This window comes from Bradyrhizobium sp. Mp27, from assembly GCF_029953005.1.
In the GTDB taxonomy this organism is placed as follows: Bacteria; Pseudomonadota; Alphaproteobacteria; order Rhizobiales; family Xanthobacteraceae; genus Bradyrhizobium; species Bradyrhizobium barranii.
In genome coordinates this window covers 26,421-39,965 of record NZ_JASAUS010000043.1, presented here as the reverse complement: position 1 = coordinate 39,965, position 13,545 = coordinate 26,421, and the positions used below count along the sequence as shown (strand labels likewise).

Genomic DNA, 13,545 nt, shown 5'->3' with positions numbered 1-13,545 from the left:
CCCTCTGGTTCTGTCGAATTTTGGGAGTTTTGATCAGGCAACCGCGCGGGCCCCGGACTGGGCCTCGAACCGGCCAATGGCCTTGTTGGCGAGCCTGATCTTGTTCAATTCGCCGTGCTGGAGCAGCTTGATGATGATCTCGAGCAGGCTTTCGTTGGTGACCAGCGTGTCGGGAATCGCGCCGGAGCGGCGGAGGTAGTTCGCTGCGATGGCATAAGCGTCGCTCACGAGTTCGACGTTCATTGCCTGAAGCCCGCGCTCGACCAGCATCGCATCCTCCGATCCGCAGTAACAACTGCGGTGCGGGGAACTGGTTCCGCCCGGCCGGGTCATTATTTCGCAGTCGCGAAACGACAAAACGCACCGGTCCGGGCAGAGCCGGGCCGGCGCGCTTGGGGAGGTCAGGCACGTTCGGGAGGCTTGCCGGTCTTGTTGTGGGCCGGCTTGGCCAAGTCCCGTCGTAAAGAACTCAGAGACGATACAGGATCTGGTCGGTCCAGAACCGCTCGAGGCGGTGCAGCGACTTGTTGAGGGTCGAGAACTCCTCGCCCGAGATACCGCCGACCTGCTCCACCGTCTTGACGTGCTTCTGGTAGAGGGAGTCGACGATGCGGCGGACTTCCTGGCCCTGCGGGGTCAGGCGGATGCGCACCGAGCGGCGATCGACGCGCGAGCGCTGATGATCGAGGAAGCCGAGCTCGACGAGCTTCTTCAGATTGTAGGAGACGTTGGAGCCGAGATAGTAACCGCGCGTGCGCAGCTCGCCCGCGGTCAGCTCCTTGTCGCCGATGTTGTAAAGCAGGAGCGCCTGCACCGAGTTGATGTCCGCACGGCCGCGGCGATCGAATTCATCCTTGATGACGTCGAGGAGCCGGCGATGCAGCCGCTCCACCAGAGTCAAAGCTTCCAGATAGAGCGACTGCACCGAACCCTGCTGGCCGGAGACGCGCTCTGCCGTATCTGCCGCAGTTGCGACGGCTTTCATCATGACACTTCCCCTGTTGTCGTTTTTATCGACACTTATTCGACGAAACTTGTGCTCCGTCTGATAGGTGCAACTTAAGGGGGGCGTTTGAAGATCGGCTTAAATAAGAGAATAAAGAGATCATGAATTTAAGACAGTGAATTGCGGATTAAGCCTGTGTCACAAGGGCTTTTCGCAACCGTCTGTTGACCCTCGCAAGGTCCTGTTCACCCTCCGTCCGCCACCTCTGTCGCATTCCAGTACAGGGCCGCCCCGTTTCGAAACGGGCGCGTAAGAGCTGTGGCGGAATGCACGGAGTCAATGAAAAGTTACCTCGAATTTTAGGCAACGAACGGTCAACCAAGCCACGACTTCGGAAATGCCGCTCACGTGTCCCGGACAAGCGCAACGAAGCGGAGCGCAGCGCCGGGACCCAGAAGCCGCAAACGAGATCGTGGAGAGCTGGGCCCCGGCTCAGCAGCGCATCACTGCGTGCTGCGCTGCGTCCGGGGCACGAGAGAGTGTGCGTTGAAATCGTAAGCGCGCTACGGCGGCCGCTCGCGCGCGGCCATCCAGGCGAGCGCGAGATAGGCGGCGAGCATGAAGGCCTCGACACCGACGACGATCAGGCTGCCGCCGTAGATGCCTGGGAACATCAGTTCGATCACCGCCATCGACACCACGGTCGTCAGCCACACCACCGCGCCCCAGGGCGTCGCGAGCCAGAGGCCGACCGCGGCAACGAGCTCGATCACGGCGAAATAGACGGTGGCGGCCTGCCAGGCCATCGACTGGTTCTCGAACGCCTCGTCCTCGCCGCCGACGAAGCCCGTGACCTGGGCCCAGTGATAGAGGCCCTTCAGAACCGACAGCAGCGCCATCACGCGCAGGAACAGCACGAGCCGGCGCGTCCAGACATTGTCGTCGGACTCGGGGCGCTCCGACGAGATCGCCGCCACCGACATCGCGTTGTCTCTGGCGTTGTCTCTGGCGGCGTCCCTGGCACTGGCGCCGTCGCGGGCCGCATCGCGGGTGGAGATTTCGGACATGGTCCCCTTCTGGCTGCTTCGCCCCGCAAAATCAATCGGCTGCCCGAGTGACCTCAATTTTGCCTTGCGGCAGGTCAAGCCGCGGTGGCGGGAACCATGCGAGCTGGTATAAGAATAATTCCAGCCGGAGGAAGAATGATGGCGATCAAATACGGACGTCCGATCGAATTGCGCGAGGTTTCGCGCCGGGATGGCACTGCAGCCTCCCCTGCCCTCGATCTGACCGTCCGCCCGCGCCGCAACCGCAAGGCCGAATGGGCCCGGCGCATGGTGCGCGAGAACGTGCTCACCACCGACGACTTGATCTGGCCGCTGTTCCTGATCGACGGCAACAACAAGCGCGAGCAGATCGCCTCGATGCCGGGCGTCGACCGCCTCAGCGTCGACCAGGCCGTGCGCGAGGCCGAGCGCGCCATGAAGCTCACCATCCCCTGCCTCGCGCTGTTTCCCTACACCGATCCGTTCCTGCGCGACGAGGAAGGCTCCGAAGCGACCAATCCGAACAACCTGGTCTGCCAGGCGGTGCGCGCGATCAAGAAGGAGTTTCCCGACATCGGCATCCTCTGCGACGTCGCGCTCGATCCCTTCACCAGCCACGGCCATGACGGCCTGATCTCCGACGGCAAGATTTTGAACGACGAGACGGTCGCCGTGCTGGTGCGCCAGGCGCTGGTCCAGGCCGAAGCCGGCTGCGACATCATCGCGCCCTCCGACATGATGGACGGCCGCGTCGCCGCGATCCGCGAGGGGCTGGACCGTTCTGGCCTGCTCGACGTGCAGATCATGGCCTATGCGGCAAAGTACGCCTCCGCCTTCTACGGCCCGTTCCGCGACGCCCTCGGCTCGGCCAAGACGCTGACCGGCGACAAGCGCACCTACCAGATGGACAGCGCCAACACCGACGAGGCGCTGCGCGAGGTCGACCTCGACATCTCCGAGGGCGCCGACATGGTGATGGTGAAGCCCGGCATGCCCTATCTCGATGTGGTCCGGCGCGTGAAGGACACCTTTGCGATGCCGACCTTCGCCTACCAGGTCTCCGGCGAATACGCGATGATCGCTGCGGCCGCCAACAATGGCTGGCTCGACGGCGAGCGCGCGATGATGGAGAGCCTGTTGGCGTTCAAGCGCGCCGGCGCCGACGGCGTGCTCAGCTATTTTGCGCCGAAGGTGGCGGAGAAGCTGCGGGCGCTATAGGCGCGCGCTGCATCTCCGGTGTCGTCCCCGCGAAGGCGGGGACCCATACCGCGTGATCTATCAGTGATGCGCGGTATTAGTACCGGCGAAGGGATCAACTGCGGATCTTCGCCAAACTCCTTGCTGTGGTTATGGGTCCCCGCCTTCGCGGGGACGACAGCGGGGATGTCACGCGAGCGCCATTCCCTTCGAGCACCGGTCCCCCGCCCCCGAATCGCCGGAATATTTCGGCTTGTTGACGCCCGCGCGCCCTTGGCACGGGGATGACTTGCTCCCATGTCCTGCCACGGGAGTTTCCCCTTGGGAGAACGGACCATGTCGTATTCGGACTCGGGCAATGCCTGGCGCAATGACGGCGGGGTGCAACCGCACGCCTACGATCCCTATCTGCACCCGGAATTGTTCCGTGGCGTGGCGACGCGGCGGGCGTTCGCGTTCCTGATCGACATGGTCGTGATCTCCGTTCCCGTGATCCTCGGCTACATCTTCATCGCGCTGTTTGGCATCGTAACGCTCGGCATCGGCTGGGCGCTGTTCTGGCTGGCTTGGCCGGCCTCCGTTGTTTGGGCGATCGTCTATTACGGTGCCTGCGTCGGCGGTCCGTCGTCCGCGACGATTGGCATGCGCTTGATGGATCTGGAGTTGCGCACCTGGTACGGCGCGCCCGGCTATTTCGTGCTCGGCGCCACCCACGCCGTGCTGTTCTGGGTGACGGTCTCGTTCCTGACACCTTTCGTGGTGCTGGTTGGGCTGTTCAACGGCCGCCGGCGCCTGCTGCATGATGTCGTGCTGGGAACGGTCGTGATCAACAATTCCGTCCGCGCGCCCGTGCCGCAGGCCGCAAGGACCTACTGAGAGCCTGATGATCAAGAACCTATCAACCAGGACCGACTAAACTGACTGATCTGACCTGCCGAGTAGACCGATTGACCGAGGGCCTTCGTAGCGCGATGCTAATGCCCACTTTGGAGGCCCACGACGTCCCTTGACCCAGCACTCGCGCGACACCCCACAATTTTACCTCACGGCGCCCTCTCCCTGCCCGTATCTGCCGGGCCGGCATGAGCGCAAGGTGTTTACGCACCTCGTGGGGGAGCGCGCGGGCGACCTCAACGATCTCCTGACCCATGGCGGGTTCCGCCGCAGCCAGTCGATCGCCTACCGGCCGGCTTGCGACCAGTGCCGCGCCTGCGTCTCCGTCCGGGTGGTCGCCAACGAGTTCCGCCCCTCCCGCAACTTCCGGAAAGTCATCGCGCGCAACGCCGACATCATCGGCGAGCAGCGCAGTGCGGTGCCGACCTCCGAGCAATATTCGGTGTTCCGCGCCTATCTCGACTCCCGCCACCGCCATGGCGGCATGGCCGACATGACCGTGCTCGACTACGCCATGATGGTCGAGGACAGCCACGTCGAGACCCGCATCATCGAGTACCGCAAGCGCGGCCCCGACAGCGGCATCACCGGCCGCGGTGAGGAGCTAATCGCGGTGGCGCTGACCGACGTGCTCAGCGACGGCCTGTCGATGGTCTATTCGTTCTTCGAGCCGAGCCAGGTCAGCCGGTCGATGGGCACCTTCATGATCCTCGACCACATCGCCCGCGCCCGCCGCCAGGGGCTGCCTTACGTCTACCTCGGCTACTGGATCGAGGGCTCGAAGAAGATGGACTACAAGGCCCGCTTCCTGCCGCAGCAGCGCCTCGCGCCCTCCGGCTGGCTGCGCATCGATGCGCAAGGTGACGCGACGTCGGAGCCGCAGGATTAGCTCGCTGTCATGCCCCGGCTTGACCGGGGCATCCAGTACGCCGCGGCTTCTCGGCTCCAACCGTCTCTGGAATACTGGGTCGCCCGGTCAAGCCGGGCGACGACGGCGGTGTTGGGCGAACACTCACCCGAACAGCGTATCCACCAGCAACTTCACGTTCAAAACCACGATCACACCCGCGACGATCCACGCGAGCGCGGCGACTGACGTCGGTATCGCGAACTTCCCCATCTTGCGCCGATCCGAGACGAAGCGCACTAGCGGGATGACGGCGAACGGCAGTTGCATCGAGAGCACGACCTGGCTGAACACCAGCAGATCCGCCGTGCCACGTTCGCCATAGATCGCAGTGACGACGATCACGGGAACGATGGCGATGCCGCGCGTCAAGAGGCGGCGCGCCCAGCTCGGCAGGCGCAAGTCGAGAAACCCCTCCATCACGATCTGGCCGGCGAGCGTCGCCGTCACCGTCGAGTTCAGGCCCGAGGCGAGCAGCGCAATCGCAAACAGCGTCGAGGCGATACCGAGGCCGAGCAGCGGCGACAACAGCTCGAAGGCCTGGCCGATTTCGGCGACGTCGGAATGGCCGCTCTTGTGGAACGTCGCGGCTGCCACGACGAGGATCGCGGCATTGATAAACAGCGCCAGCATCAGGGCGATGGTCGAATCCGTCGTCGCCCATTTGATCGCCTCGCGCCGGCCGGCGTCGTTGCGCTCATAGGCGCGCGTCTGCACGATCGAGGAGTGCAGATAGAGATTATGCGGCATCACGGTCGCGCCGATGATGCCGATCGCGATGTAGAGCATTTCCGGATTGGTGAAGATTTCGGTCTTCGGCATGAAGCCGCGCAGAACTTCCGCCACCGGCGGCGCGGCGGCCACGATCTGGACCAGGAAGCAGACCGCGATCACGACAAGCATCGCGATGACGAACGCTTCAAGAAAGCGAAAGCCGCGGTTCATCAGGAGCAGCAGCAGGAACGCATCGAGCGCGGCAAGCAGCGCGCCGCCGATCAGGGGAATGCCGAACAGCAGTTTGAGCGCAATCGCCGTGCCGATGACCTCGGCGAGATCGCAGGCGATGATCGCCGCCTCGCAGGCGAGCCAGAGCAGGAAGTTCACCGCCGGCGAATAGGTCGCGCGGCAGGCCTGCGCGAGGTCGCGGTCGGTGACGATGCCGAGCCGCGCCGCAAGCGACTGAAGCAGGATCGCCATCAAATTCGAGAGCAGGATGACCGAAAGCAGCGTGTAGCCGAACCTCGACCCTCCGGCGAGGTCGGTCGCCCAGTTGCCGGGGTCCATGTAGCCGACCGAGACCAGGTAGCCGGGGCCGACAAAGGCAAGCAACCGCCGCCACCACACCCCCGCCTTGGGGATGGCGATCGTGGCGTTCACCTCGGCGAGGCTCTTGGTAGCAGGCGCGTCAGTGCGCCAGCCGGCGGCATCTTGGGTCAAATCGGGTGAGCGGGCATCCATAGCGGCAGAATACCGAAGTCGAAGCTTATTGCAACTCATTGCAACTGCATCTAGCCGCATGAGTTCCGGCGCGGCAGTTATTCGCCGCCCTGTCGGGAAGCGGGTGGGTTTGGCCGTCCTCGGGGGCGGATACTGGCGGCAACACGACTTTGCAGGAAATACGTCATGTCGAAGGGCAGGGTGAGGGCGGTCTGGAGCAGACCGGTCTGGCCTTCCGCAACACCCAGCGTGAGCACGGCGACAAACCCGCTTCGCCTCCCCGACACCTTCAACCGCTTGGCCTGGTCCAACCTGGCGGCGCAATCGGCCGAGCAGATCGCGCTGGCCGCGGCCCCCATCGTCCTGTTCGCCATTCCGGCCGGCCTGCTCGCCGACCGCATCTCCCGCCGCTCGCTGATGGCGGGTGCCGAAGCGCTGCGCGCGGTCGCGCTGGCGGCCATCCTACGAGCCCACCCGTACGCCCTCGCCGCGGCGCCATCCGTTCCAGGACATCCGCGAGGGCGCGGCCTTCGTGTTCCACCATCCGCTGCTGCGGCCGGTATTCATCACCCAGTTCATCTTCAACACCGGCTGGTTCCTCCAGATCGCCGTGTTCGTGCCCTATGCGGTGCGCCATCTCGGCCTGACGGCCGCAGGCGTCGGCACCGTGCTGACGATGTACGGCGTCGGCATGGTGATCGGCGCGCTGTTCGCCACGCGCGTGATGAAGCGCATCGCCTTCGGCACGGTGGTCGGCCTTGGCCCGGTCACGGGTTTCGCCGCCGCGGTGGTGATGGCGCTGACGGTGCTGGTCCCCTCGCCCTGGCTCGCGGCCCTGAGCTTCTTCCTGCTCGGGGTCGGGCCGATCCTGTGGGTGATTTCGACCACGACCCTGCGGCAGTCCGTGACGCCGCCACGCCTGCTCGGACGCGTCTCCGCCATCAACATCATGAGCTACGGCGCCCGCCCGCTCGGCTCGGCGCTGGGCGCGATCGTCGGCGGCCTCTGGAGCGCGGAAGCCTGCCTGTATCTCGCCGCCGCCGTGTTCGGCGTGCAGGCGCTGGTGATCTGGCTCTCTCCCGCCGTGGCGCTGGATCGGCAGCCGGCCATGGTGGGGGATGAGGCGGTGGCGGCGCGGTGTTAGTCCGGTGCGCAATCAGCGGCGATGGCCCGCGCCAGTCGGGCAACCGCCGGCGCAATGGTCTGCTGCGGGTAGCCGCTAAAGCCCAGCATCAGCGCCGACTGCGCCGGCGCCTCGATATAGTGGCGGCTCATCGCGCGAACGGTGACGCCGTGGTCGCGAGCGGCCCGTTCGATCTTCACGTCGGACAGTCCCCGTCGCGTGTAGGCAACCAGGTGCATGCCCTGGTCCGGCGGCTCGACTGACAAATGGTCGCCCAGGCGCCGCCTCAATGCCGCAACGAGGGTGTCGCGCTGGCGGCGGTACACTTCCCGCATTCTGCGGATGTGGGCTGCGAAATGCCCCTCTTCCATGAAGGCCGCAGCAACGGACTGGCAGAGGCTCGACGGTTGACGGTCGATCAGATAGCGCGCGGCAACGAAATTCCGCACCAGCGGGTGTGGTAGCACGGCGTAGCCAAGCCGCAGTCCGGGGAAGAGCGCCTTGTTGAGAGTTCCGACGTAAATGACACGGCCGGTCTCATCCAGACCCTGAAGCGAAGCGAGGGGACGGCCGCCGTAGCGGAATTCGCTGGCGTAATCGTCCTCGATGATCCAGGCGCCGGACTCGCGGGCCCAGGCAAGAAGTTCGAGGCGGCGCGCCATCGACAGGGGAACGCCTGTCGGAAACTGGTGCGAGGCCGTTATGAAAACTGCGCGCGCCCTCGGGGCGCGGCGGATCCCTTCCGTGACGTTGACGCCGTGCTGGTCAACCGGGATGGCGCAAACCTTCGCGCCTGACGCAGCGAGCGTAAGACGGGTCAGGGTATAGCCGGGGTCTTCGATCCAGACCTCCTTGTCCGGCCCGGGCATGACACGTGCGACGATGTCCACGGCTTGCTGCGTCCCGGCGGTGATCACGATCTGGTCGACCTCGCAGCGCACGCCGCGTGCGGCCCGAAGATAGTCGCAAACCGACTTGCGCAGCTCCAGCAAGCCACGCGGATCGCCATAGCCGAGATGATGTCGCTCAAACGATCGCAGCGTGCGCGCCGTGAGTTTGCGCCACAATTCGGCGCTACGTGCATCCAACAGCGTGCGACCCAGGTTGAAGGGACGCTCGTCATTCTGCGTCGTCACATCGACGAAATCGCCGAGGCCGTGAAAGGAGGCCGCGCCTGCCGCGGCCGGTGCCGCCCGCGCCTTGCGGCCATGAGGCGCGGCAAACGGTTCAGGCAGATCGGACGCAACGTAAGTCCCCGCCCCCTTCCTGCCGAAGGCATAACCTTCGGCCAGAAGCTGCTCGAAAGCTGAAACAACTGCGGTACGCGAGACGCCGAGTTGCGCCGCAAGGTCGCGCGTCGAGGGCAACTTGGCCGCGGGACGAAGCGCTCCGGACAGAATTGCCGATCGTAGTTCGAGGTAGATCTGGCGGAATACCGGCGCCTCCGCCGTACGGTCGACGCTGAAGGAATAGAGTTCTGCCCAGCTCTGCCTGCTCTTCACGGGTCCTCGTCCGACAGGGTGAGCCGCACGTCGAGAAGTGGTATGCCGCAATAGGGTCAAGTGGACCTTTGCTCAAGACCACTATTTTTCTATCCTGTTTCGGATAACAAGGAAACCTGAAATGTCCGCTCATTCGAATCGCGGCGCGGAGCGCCTTGCACCATGAGTTCACCGCAAATCCGTCGCGAGGACCGCGCCATGTCGCAGGAGCGGATCCTGGAGATGCTGGCACGCGGATATGCTGACCATCTTGCGACAGTCAGCGAGGACGGCTTTCCCTACTGTATCCCGCTCCTCTATCTCTGGCTCGACGGTGAGGTGTATCTGCACGCGACGGCCGCCCGGGGACATCTGCGCGCAAACATCGAGCGAGATCCCCGCGTCTGCATCGAGATCGATGAGCACGAAGGTGTCTTCGACTATGGCCGGTTCGAATGCGATTCCGGTCTCGCCTATCGAAGCATATGCCTGTTCGGTCGCATCAGGGTCGTGGGCGACACGGGCATCAAGCAGCGGTTCTGCGAAACGTTGATGGCCAAATACGGCAAGCCGGATACGACGCGACCGAAGGGGTTCTTCCCGCGGCTCGACATCATCACCGTCTACGCTGTCGCCGTTGAGCGCATGACTGGCAAGGAGACTTCGATGCCGCCGCTTTCCGAACAATGGCCCGCCAAGGATCGAACGAAAACGCCCAATGTCTCGGCCCCTGCGATCCGCCGCTAATTCGCCAGATACCGCTCGTAGCTCCCGGTCACCGGCTCGCTCGTATCGACCTCGGGATCGAGCGTGTAGAGGTCCTGCGCGCGGCCGATGCCGCGCAGCGCGTAACGTCCGGTGGAGACGAGGTAGCGGCGGCCGGCGGCGTCCAGGCCCTTGTAGAACTCGGCCGAGGCCAGCAGCTCGCGGTCGACCGAACGGCTCATCGAGGCGATGCGGCTGACCTCGTTGACGGTGGGGCCGACGACGGTGAAGTCGAGCCGGTCCGCGCTGCCGATATTGCCGTAAAAGACCTCGCCGACATGTAGGCCGATATAGGCCGACGTTGTGGGACGGCCATCGGCCTCCCGCCGCTTGTTCAGCGCAGCGACGTTCTTGCGGAACAGATGCTCGGCGCGCAGCGCAGCGCGCCGCGCATCCGACATGTCCTCCCCCCAGAACATCGCGAGCACGCCATCGCCGATCAGCTTCAGCACGTCGCCGCCAGCATCGTGGATCGCGTCGATCACGGCTTGCGCATAGTCGTTGAGGAACGGGATGATCTCGTCGGGGCCGATGCTCTCGCTGATCCCGGTCGAGCCGCGCAAATCCGAATACCACAGCACGGCATTGATGCGCTCGGTGACGCCGCGCGTGATACGCCCGCCCAGCACCTGCGCGGACGCATCGCGGCCGAGATAGACGCGGCCGAGGGTTCGCGCGATGTCGACCTGCTGCGCCGACTTGATCGCGAGCCCCAGGACCGGCACGAGATCGCGCAGAGCTTCGAGCTCGGGTTCGGAGAAGCCGCTGTCGCGGCGCGTGGTCCAGCAGGAATAGAGGCAATCCATCAGGCCGAGCGCGCCGTTCTCGCCAAAGCGATGCACGAAGGCGAGATAGTGCTTGTGGCCTTTTTCTGCGAGTTCGCCGATTTGTGAGAAATCCATCGACGGCGCGTCGGCAAGGTCGATCACCCTCTCGTCCTCGCCGTGCTCGAGCATGTGGAAGAACACCGAGCGGCGCCAGCTCTTGGCGGCATCGCCTTCGGCGGTCGAACCATATTCGAACACATCGCTCTCGTTGCTCTGCCGGTCGCTCCACCGGAATCCGCGTCCCTCGTAGATCGGATGCAGCGTGTCGATCACGACGAGCCCGCGCGAGAGTTCCAGCCCTTCGGCGCGGCAGCGCTCGCAGAAGCCGCGGAGCAGCTCGTTTTCGGGCAGGCCCGTCAGCCCTTGGCCGGTCAGCCAGTTCATCAGCGCGAGGCGCGAGGTCAATTGCATGCGCCATTATGGCGTGCATTCGTGACGAGCGAAAGGCCGCGCGCGAACGCCGCGCAACCAAGGCTCCCGCGCGCAGCAGGTCGAATATGCCGCAGGCGCTGTTGACGCGCTCTCGCCGCGGGCCGCAAATGCAACCGATGACACCGCCGCACACCGCGACCAGAATCGCACCGAGATGAGCCAGCGCCAGCTTCCGATCATCCTGGCGCTCGGCACCACGCAGACCCTGGCCTGGGCTTCCAGCTACTACCTGCCGGCGCTGCTCGCCGATCCCATGGCGCGCGACCTCGGCGTCTCCTCGAACTGGATCTTTGGCGCGTTCTCGGCCTCGCTCGTGATTTCGGCGATGCTCGGCCCGCGCATCGGGCGGCAGATCGATCTGTTCGGGGGCCGGCAGGTGCTGTCGGTCTCGAACCTCACGATGGCCGCTGGTCTCGTCCTGCTCGGCCTCTCGCACTCATTGGCGGTGATGGCGTTCGCCTGGCTCGTGCTCGGCATCGGCATGGCGATGGGGCTCTATGACGCCGCCTTTGCCGCGCTCAGCCGCATCTACGGCACCGAGGCGCGCAGGCCTATCACCGGCATCACGCTGATGGCAGGCTTCGCCTCCACTGTCGGCTGGCCCCTCACCGCCTGGGGCCTGTCCCATATCGGCTGGCGCGAGACCTGTTTTGCCTGGGCGGCCGCCAACATCCTGATCGGCCTGCCCCTGAACTTCTTCATGCTGCCGGCCATCAAGGGCGCCAGGCAAGCTGCGGCGACGGCGGAGAAGCCGCATTTGCCGCTCGACCGCACCATGGTGCTGCTCGCCTTCGTCTTCGCGGCAGTCTGGACCGTCACCGGCGCGATGGCCGTCCATTTCCCGCGCCTGCTGGAGGCCACGGGCGCGACGCATGTCGAGGCCATCGCGGCCGGCGCGCTGATCGGCCCGGCGCAGGTGGCCGCGCGCATTCTCGAAGCGGGTTTCCTGAGCCGCTTCCATCCGCTGTGGTCGACGCGCCTCGCCTGCGTCACCCACCCGCTCGGCGCCGCCGTCGTCGCCATCTTCGGCGCGCCCGCCGCAACCGCGTTTGCGCTGCTCCACGGCTCGGGCAACGGCATTCTCACGATCGCGCGCGGCACGCTGCCGCTGTCGATCTTCGGCCCGAAGGATTTCGGCTACCGCCTCGGCATCATCGGCGCGCCGGCACGGATGGCGCAGGCCGTGGCGCCGCTGGCCTTCGGCCTGCTCATCGACGTCATGGGCGCCAAGGTGCTGATGGTCTCCTCCGCGCTCAGCCTCTCGGCGCTGGCCGCGCTGTTCCTGATCCGCGCCGAACGGCGGCCGGATTGACCGCGCAGCCCCTTTCGCGCACAAGCGGGCCATGAGCGAAGACAACCGCCCGCCCCGCACCTTCAAAGGCCTGCTGCGCTGGGCAACCACGCCGCCGCAGGCCTGGGGCGTCTATCTCCTCGCCATCATCCTGGTGTGGCTGCTCTCGTTCTACGCCGGCACGCTCAAGCCGAAGAAGACACCGGACGTCAGCCCGTCCCCGGTCACGGCACCGCGCAGCTAGGCCGGCTTCGCCTGGCTGGTCGCGATAAAGATGCCGGCGAACACAGCAACCAGCCCGATCAAAAGGTTTGCCGTGATCGGCTCGCCCACGAGCAACGCCGCCAGCAGGGTCGCCGCAATCGGATTGACCGTCATGGTATTGGCAACGCGGGTCGGCGTCGCCCGCGCCAGCGCCATCACCCACAGGATGAAGGCGAGCGCGCCGCCGCCGATGCCGAGATAGATGCCAGCGATCCACTGCGCCGTCGTGAAATGATCGAGCGCCGCAAAGCTGCCCTTCACGAGTCCCGCCAGCACCAGCACGGCAGCGCCCGCGCCCATGCCGACGGTGAGAAAGCCAAGCGCGCTGGAGCGCTGCATCAGCGGGCGCGACAGCACGTTGTAGAACGCCATGCAGAACACGGCACCGGTCATGATCAACTCGCCGCGCCAGGCGCCGGGCGGGCTCTGGGCGAGCCCCGCTGCCAGCGCAGCTGTCACACCGAGCACGGCGATGCCGACGCCGATAATCTTGCGCGCCGTCAGCCGCTCGACGCCGAGGATCGCGCCGACCACCATGGTGTGGAGCGGCAGCGTCGCCAGCGCGAGACTGGCGCGCGCGGCGGTCGTGTAGGACACCGCGATATTGTAGAGGATGAAGAACAGGCCGAAGAAGCAGATGCCGAGCAGCGCCACGGCCGGCCAGTCGGTCCGCTGCGGCCAGCGCACGCCGAGCAGCAGCGCACACGGCAACAGGCAGAGAAAGCCGATCCCCCAACGCAGGATCGCCAGCAGAACCGGATCGGCGCCGCCGACGAGATAGCGAGTGATCGCCGCGGCGGTGCCGCCGAGGCTGCTCGACGCCAGCGCGATCGCAACCCCGGCCCACTCTCCCACGATCATCTCCTGTCGCGGAGCTTTCTCGGGCCGTAGCACGCTGCTGCTGCCAGCGTCATGGCAGCAGCCTCGGCGCAAAC

14 protein-coding genes and 1 pseudogene are annotated in these 13,545 nt (G+C 65.5%); 7 read left to right on the top strand and 8 right to left on the bottom strand.

From position 1 onward, the window contains the following. Nucleotides 1–33 precede the first annotated feature (33 nt). From QJT78_RS22200 to QJT78_RS22190, 3 genes are all read right to left on the bottom strand, one after another. Nucleotides 34–270, bottom strand: a complete 237-nt coding sequence (locus tag QJT78_RS22200; protein WP_028152498.1) for a hypothetical protein — start codon at nt 268–270, stop codon at nt 34–36. A gap of 199 nt (nt 271–469) precedes the next feature. Next, a complete protein-coding gene (locus QJT78_RS22195; protein ID WP_011087797.1) occupies nt 470–988 on the bottom strand; it encodes a MarR family winged helix-turn-helix transcriptional regulator in 519 nt (172 codons plus the stop codon). Between the two features lie 521 nt (nt 989–1,509). Then, entirely contained in the window at nt 1,510–2,013 is a 504-nt protein-coding gene (locus tag QJT78_RS22190; protein ID WP_028152499.1) for a DUF6163 family protein, read from the bottom strand. 138 nt (nt 2,014–2,151) lie between these two features. On the opposite strand from QJT78_RS22190, the gene hemB reads away from it, so the two are divergent. The 3 genes from hemB to QJT78_RS22175 all read left to right on the top strand — a co-directional run bounded on the left by hemB (nt 2,152) and on the right by QJT78_RS22175 (nt 4,972). Further along, complete coding sequence (hemB, locus tag QJT78_RS22185) at nt 2,152–3,210, top strand: porphobilinogen synthase (RefSeq protein ID WP_028152500.1); 1,059 nt, start codon at nt 2,152–2,154, stop codon at nt 3,208–3,210. 315 nt (nt 3,211–3,525) lie between these two features. Beyond that, entirely contained in the window at nt 3,526–4,065 is a 540-nt protein-coding gene (locus QJT78_RS22180) for an RDD family protein (RefSeq protein ID WP_028152501.1), read from the top strand. 130 nt (nt 4,066–4,195) lie between these two features. Next, entirely contained in the window at nt 4,196–4,972 is a 777-nt protein-coding gene (locus QJT78_RS22175; RefSeq protein WP_014494765.1) for an arginyltransferase, read from the top strand. Between the two features lie 123 nt (nt 4,973–5,095). On the opposite strand, the gene QJT78_RS22170 is transcribed toward QJT78_RS22175, so the two are convergent. Together QJT78_RS22170 and QJT78_RS22165 are read right to left on the bottom strand one after the other, a co-directional pair. Continuing rightward, a complete protein-coding gene (locus QJT78_RS22170; RefSeq protein ID WP_038943263.1) occupies nt 5,096–6,448 on the bottom strand; it encodes an Nramp family divalent metal transporter in 1,353 nt (450 codons plus the stop codon). A gap of 77 nt (nt 6,449–6,525) precedes the next feature. After that, nucleotides 6,526–6,801, bottom strand: a complete 276-nt coding sequence (locus QJT78_RS22165) for a hypothetical protein (protein WP_249151864.1) — start codon at nt 6,799–6,801, stop codon at nt 6,526–6,528. Between QJT78_RS22165 and QJT78_RS22160 the strand changes: the two are divergent. Then, nucleotides 6,725–7,571, top strand: a pseudogene (locus QJT78_RS22160) (MFS transporter). The gene QJT78_RS22165 and the pseudogene QJT78_RS22160 sit on opposite strands and share 77 nt — an antisense overlap. Here QJT78_RS22160 and QJT78_RS22155 read toward each other — a convergent pair. Next, nucleotides 7,568–9,052 carry a PLP-dependent aminotransferase family protein gene (locus tag QJT78_RS22155; RefSeq protein WP_028150616.1) on the bottom strand — a complete coding sequence of 495 codons (1,485 nt, stop codon included), beginning with the start codon at nt 9,050–9,052 and terminating at the stop codon, nt 7,568–7,570. The pseudogene QJT78_RS22160 and the gene QJT78_RS22155 sit on opposite strands and share 4 nt — an antisense overlap. Before the next feature lie 162 nt (nt 9,053–9,214). Between QJT78_RS22155 and QJT78_RS22150 the strand changes: the two genes are divergently transcribed. Continuing rightward, the gene (locus QJT78_RS22150) at nt 9,215–9,778 is read left to right on the top strand and encodes a pyridoxamine 5'-phosphate oxidase family protein (RefSeq protein WP_038943264.1); all 564 of its coding nucleotides are present in this window, start codon (nt 9,215–9,217) and stop codon (nt 9,776–9,778) included. Here the strand turns inward: QJT78_RS22150 and QJT78_RS22145 are convergent. Then, nucleotides 9,775–11,034, bottom strand: coding sequence for an adenylate/guanylate cyclase domain-containing protein (locus QJT78_RS22145; RefSeq protein ID WP_038943265.1), 1,260 nt, complete (start codon nt 11,032–11,034; stop codon nt 9,775–9,777). The two genes, QJT78_RS22150 and QJT78_RS22145, sit on opposite strands and share 4 nt — an antisense overlap. A 175-nt stretch (nt 11,035–11,209) precedes the next feature. Between QJT78_RS22145 and QJT78_RS22140 the strand changes: the two genes are divergently transcribed. Then, on the top strand, nt 11,210–12,367 hold the full coding sequence (locus tag QJT78_RS22140) for an MFS transporter (protein ID WP_028150619.1): 1,158 nt from the start codon (nt 11,210–11,212) through the stop codon (nt 12,365–12,367). A 31-nt stretch (nt 12,368–12,398) separates the two neighbouring features. Beyond that, nucleotides 12,399–12,590: a hypothetical protein gene (locus tag QJT78_RS22135; protein ID WP_028150620.1), complete on the top strand. Its 192-nt coding sequence runs from the start codon at nt 12,399–12,401 to the stop codon at nt 12,588–12,590. Here QJT78_RS22135 and QJT78_RS22130 read toward each other — a convergent pair. Beyond that, on the bottom strand, nt 12,587–13,465 hold the full coding sequence (locus tag QJT78_RS22130; protein ID WP_028150621.1) for a DMT family transporter: 879 nt from the start codon (nt 13,463–13,465) through the stop codon (nt 12,587–12,589). The genes QJT78_RS22135 and QJT78_RS22130 overlap by 4 nt on opposite strands. Nucleotides 13,466–13,545 lie beyond the last annotated feature (80 nt).

Bases quoted from the DNA above. Each gene is read 5' to 3' on its own strand.
- QJT78_RS22200 (WP_028152498.1), bottom strand. From the start codon at position 270: ATGCTGGTCGAGCGCGGGCTTCAGGCAATGAACGTCGAACTCGTGAGC.
- QJT78_RS22195 (WP_011087797.1), bottom strand. From the start codon at position 988: ATGATGAAAGCCGTCGCAACTGCGGCAGATACGGCAGAGCGCGTCTCC.
- QJT78_RS22190 (WP_028152499.1), bottom strand. From the start codon at position 2,013: ATGTCCGAAATCTCCACCCGCGATGCGGCCCGCGACGGCGCCAGTGCC.
- hemB (WP_028152500.1), top strand. From the start codon at position 2,152: ATGGCGATCAAATACGGACGTCCGATCGAATTGCGCGAGGTTTCGCGC.
- QJT78_RS22180 (WP_028152501.1), top strand. From the start codon at position 3,526: ATGTCGTATTCGGACTCGGGCAATGCCTGGCGCAATGACGGCGGGGTG.
- QJT78_RS22170 (WP_038943263.1), bottom strand. From the start codon at position 6,448: ATGGATGCCCGCTCACCCGATTTGACCCAAGATGCCGCCGGCTGGCGC.
- QJT78_RS22165 (WP_249151864.1), bottom strand. From the start codon at position 6,801: ATGGCGAACAGGACGATGGGGGCCGCGGCCAGCGCGATCTGCTCGGCC.
- QJT78_RS22150 (WP_038943264.1), top strand. From the start codon at position 9,215: ATGAGTTCACCGCAAATCCGTCGCGAGGACCGCGCCATGTCGCAGGAG.
- QJT78_RS22145 (WP_038943265.1), bottom strand. From the start codon at position 11,034: ATGCAATTGACCTCGCGCCTCGCGCTGATGAACTGGCTGACCGGCCAA.
- QJT78_RS22140 (WP_028150619.1), top strand. From the start codon at position 11,210: ATGAGCCAGCGCCAGCTTCCGATCATCCTGGCGCTCGGCACCACGCAG.
- QJT78_RS22135 (WP_028150620.1), top strand. From the start codon at position 12,399: ATGAGCGAAGACAACCGCCCGCCCCGCACCTTCAAAGGCCTGCTGCGC.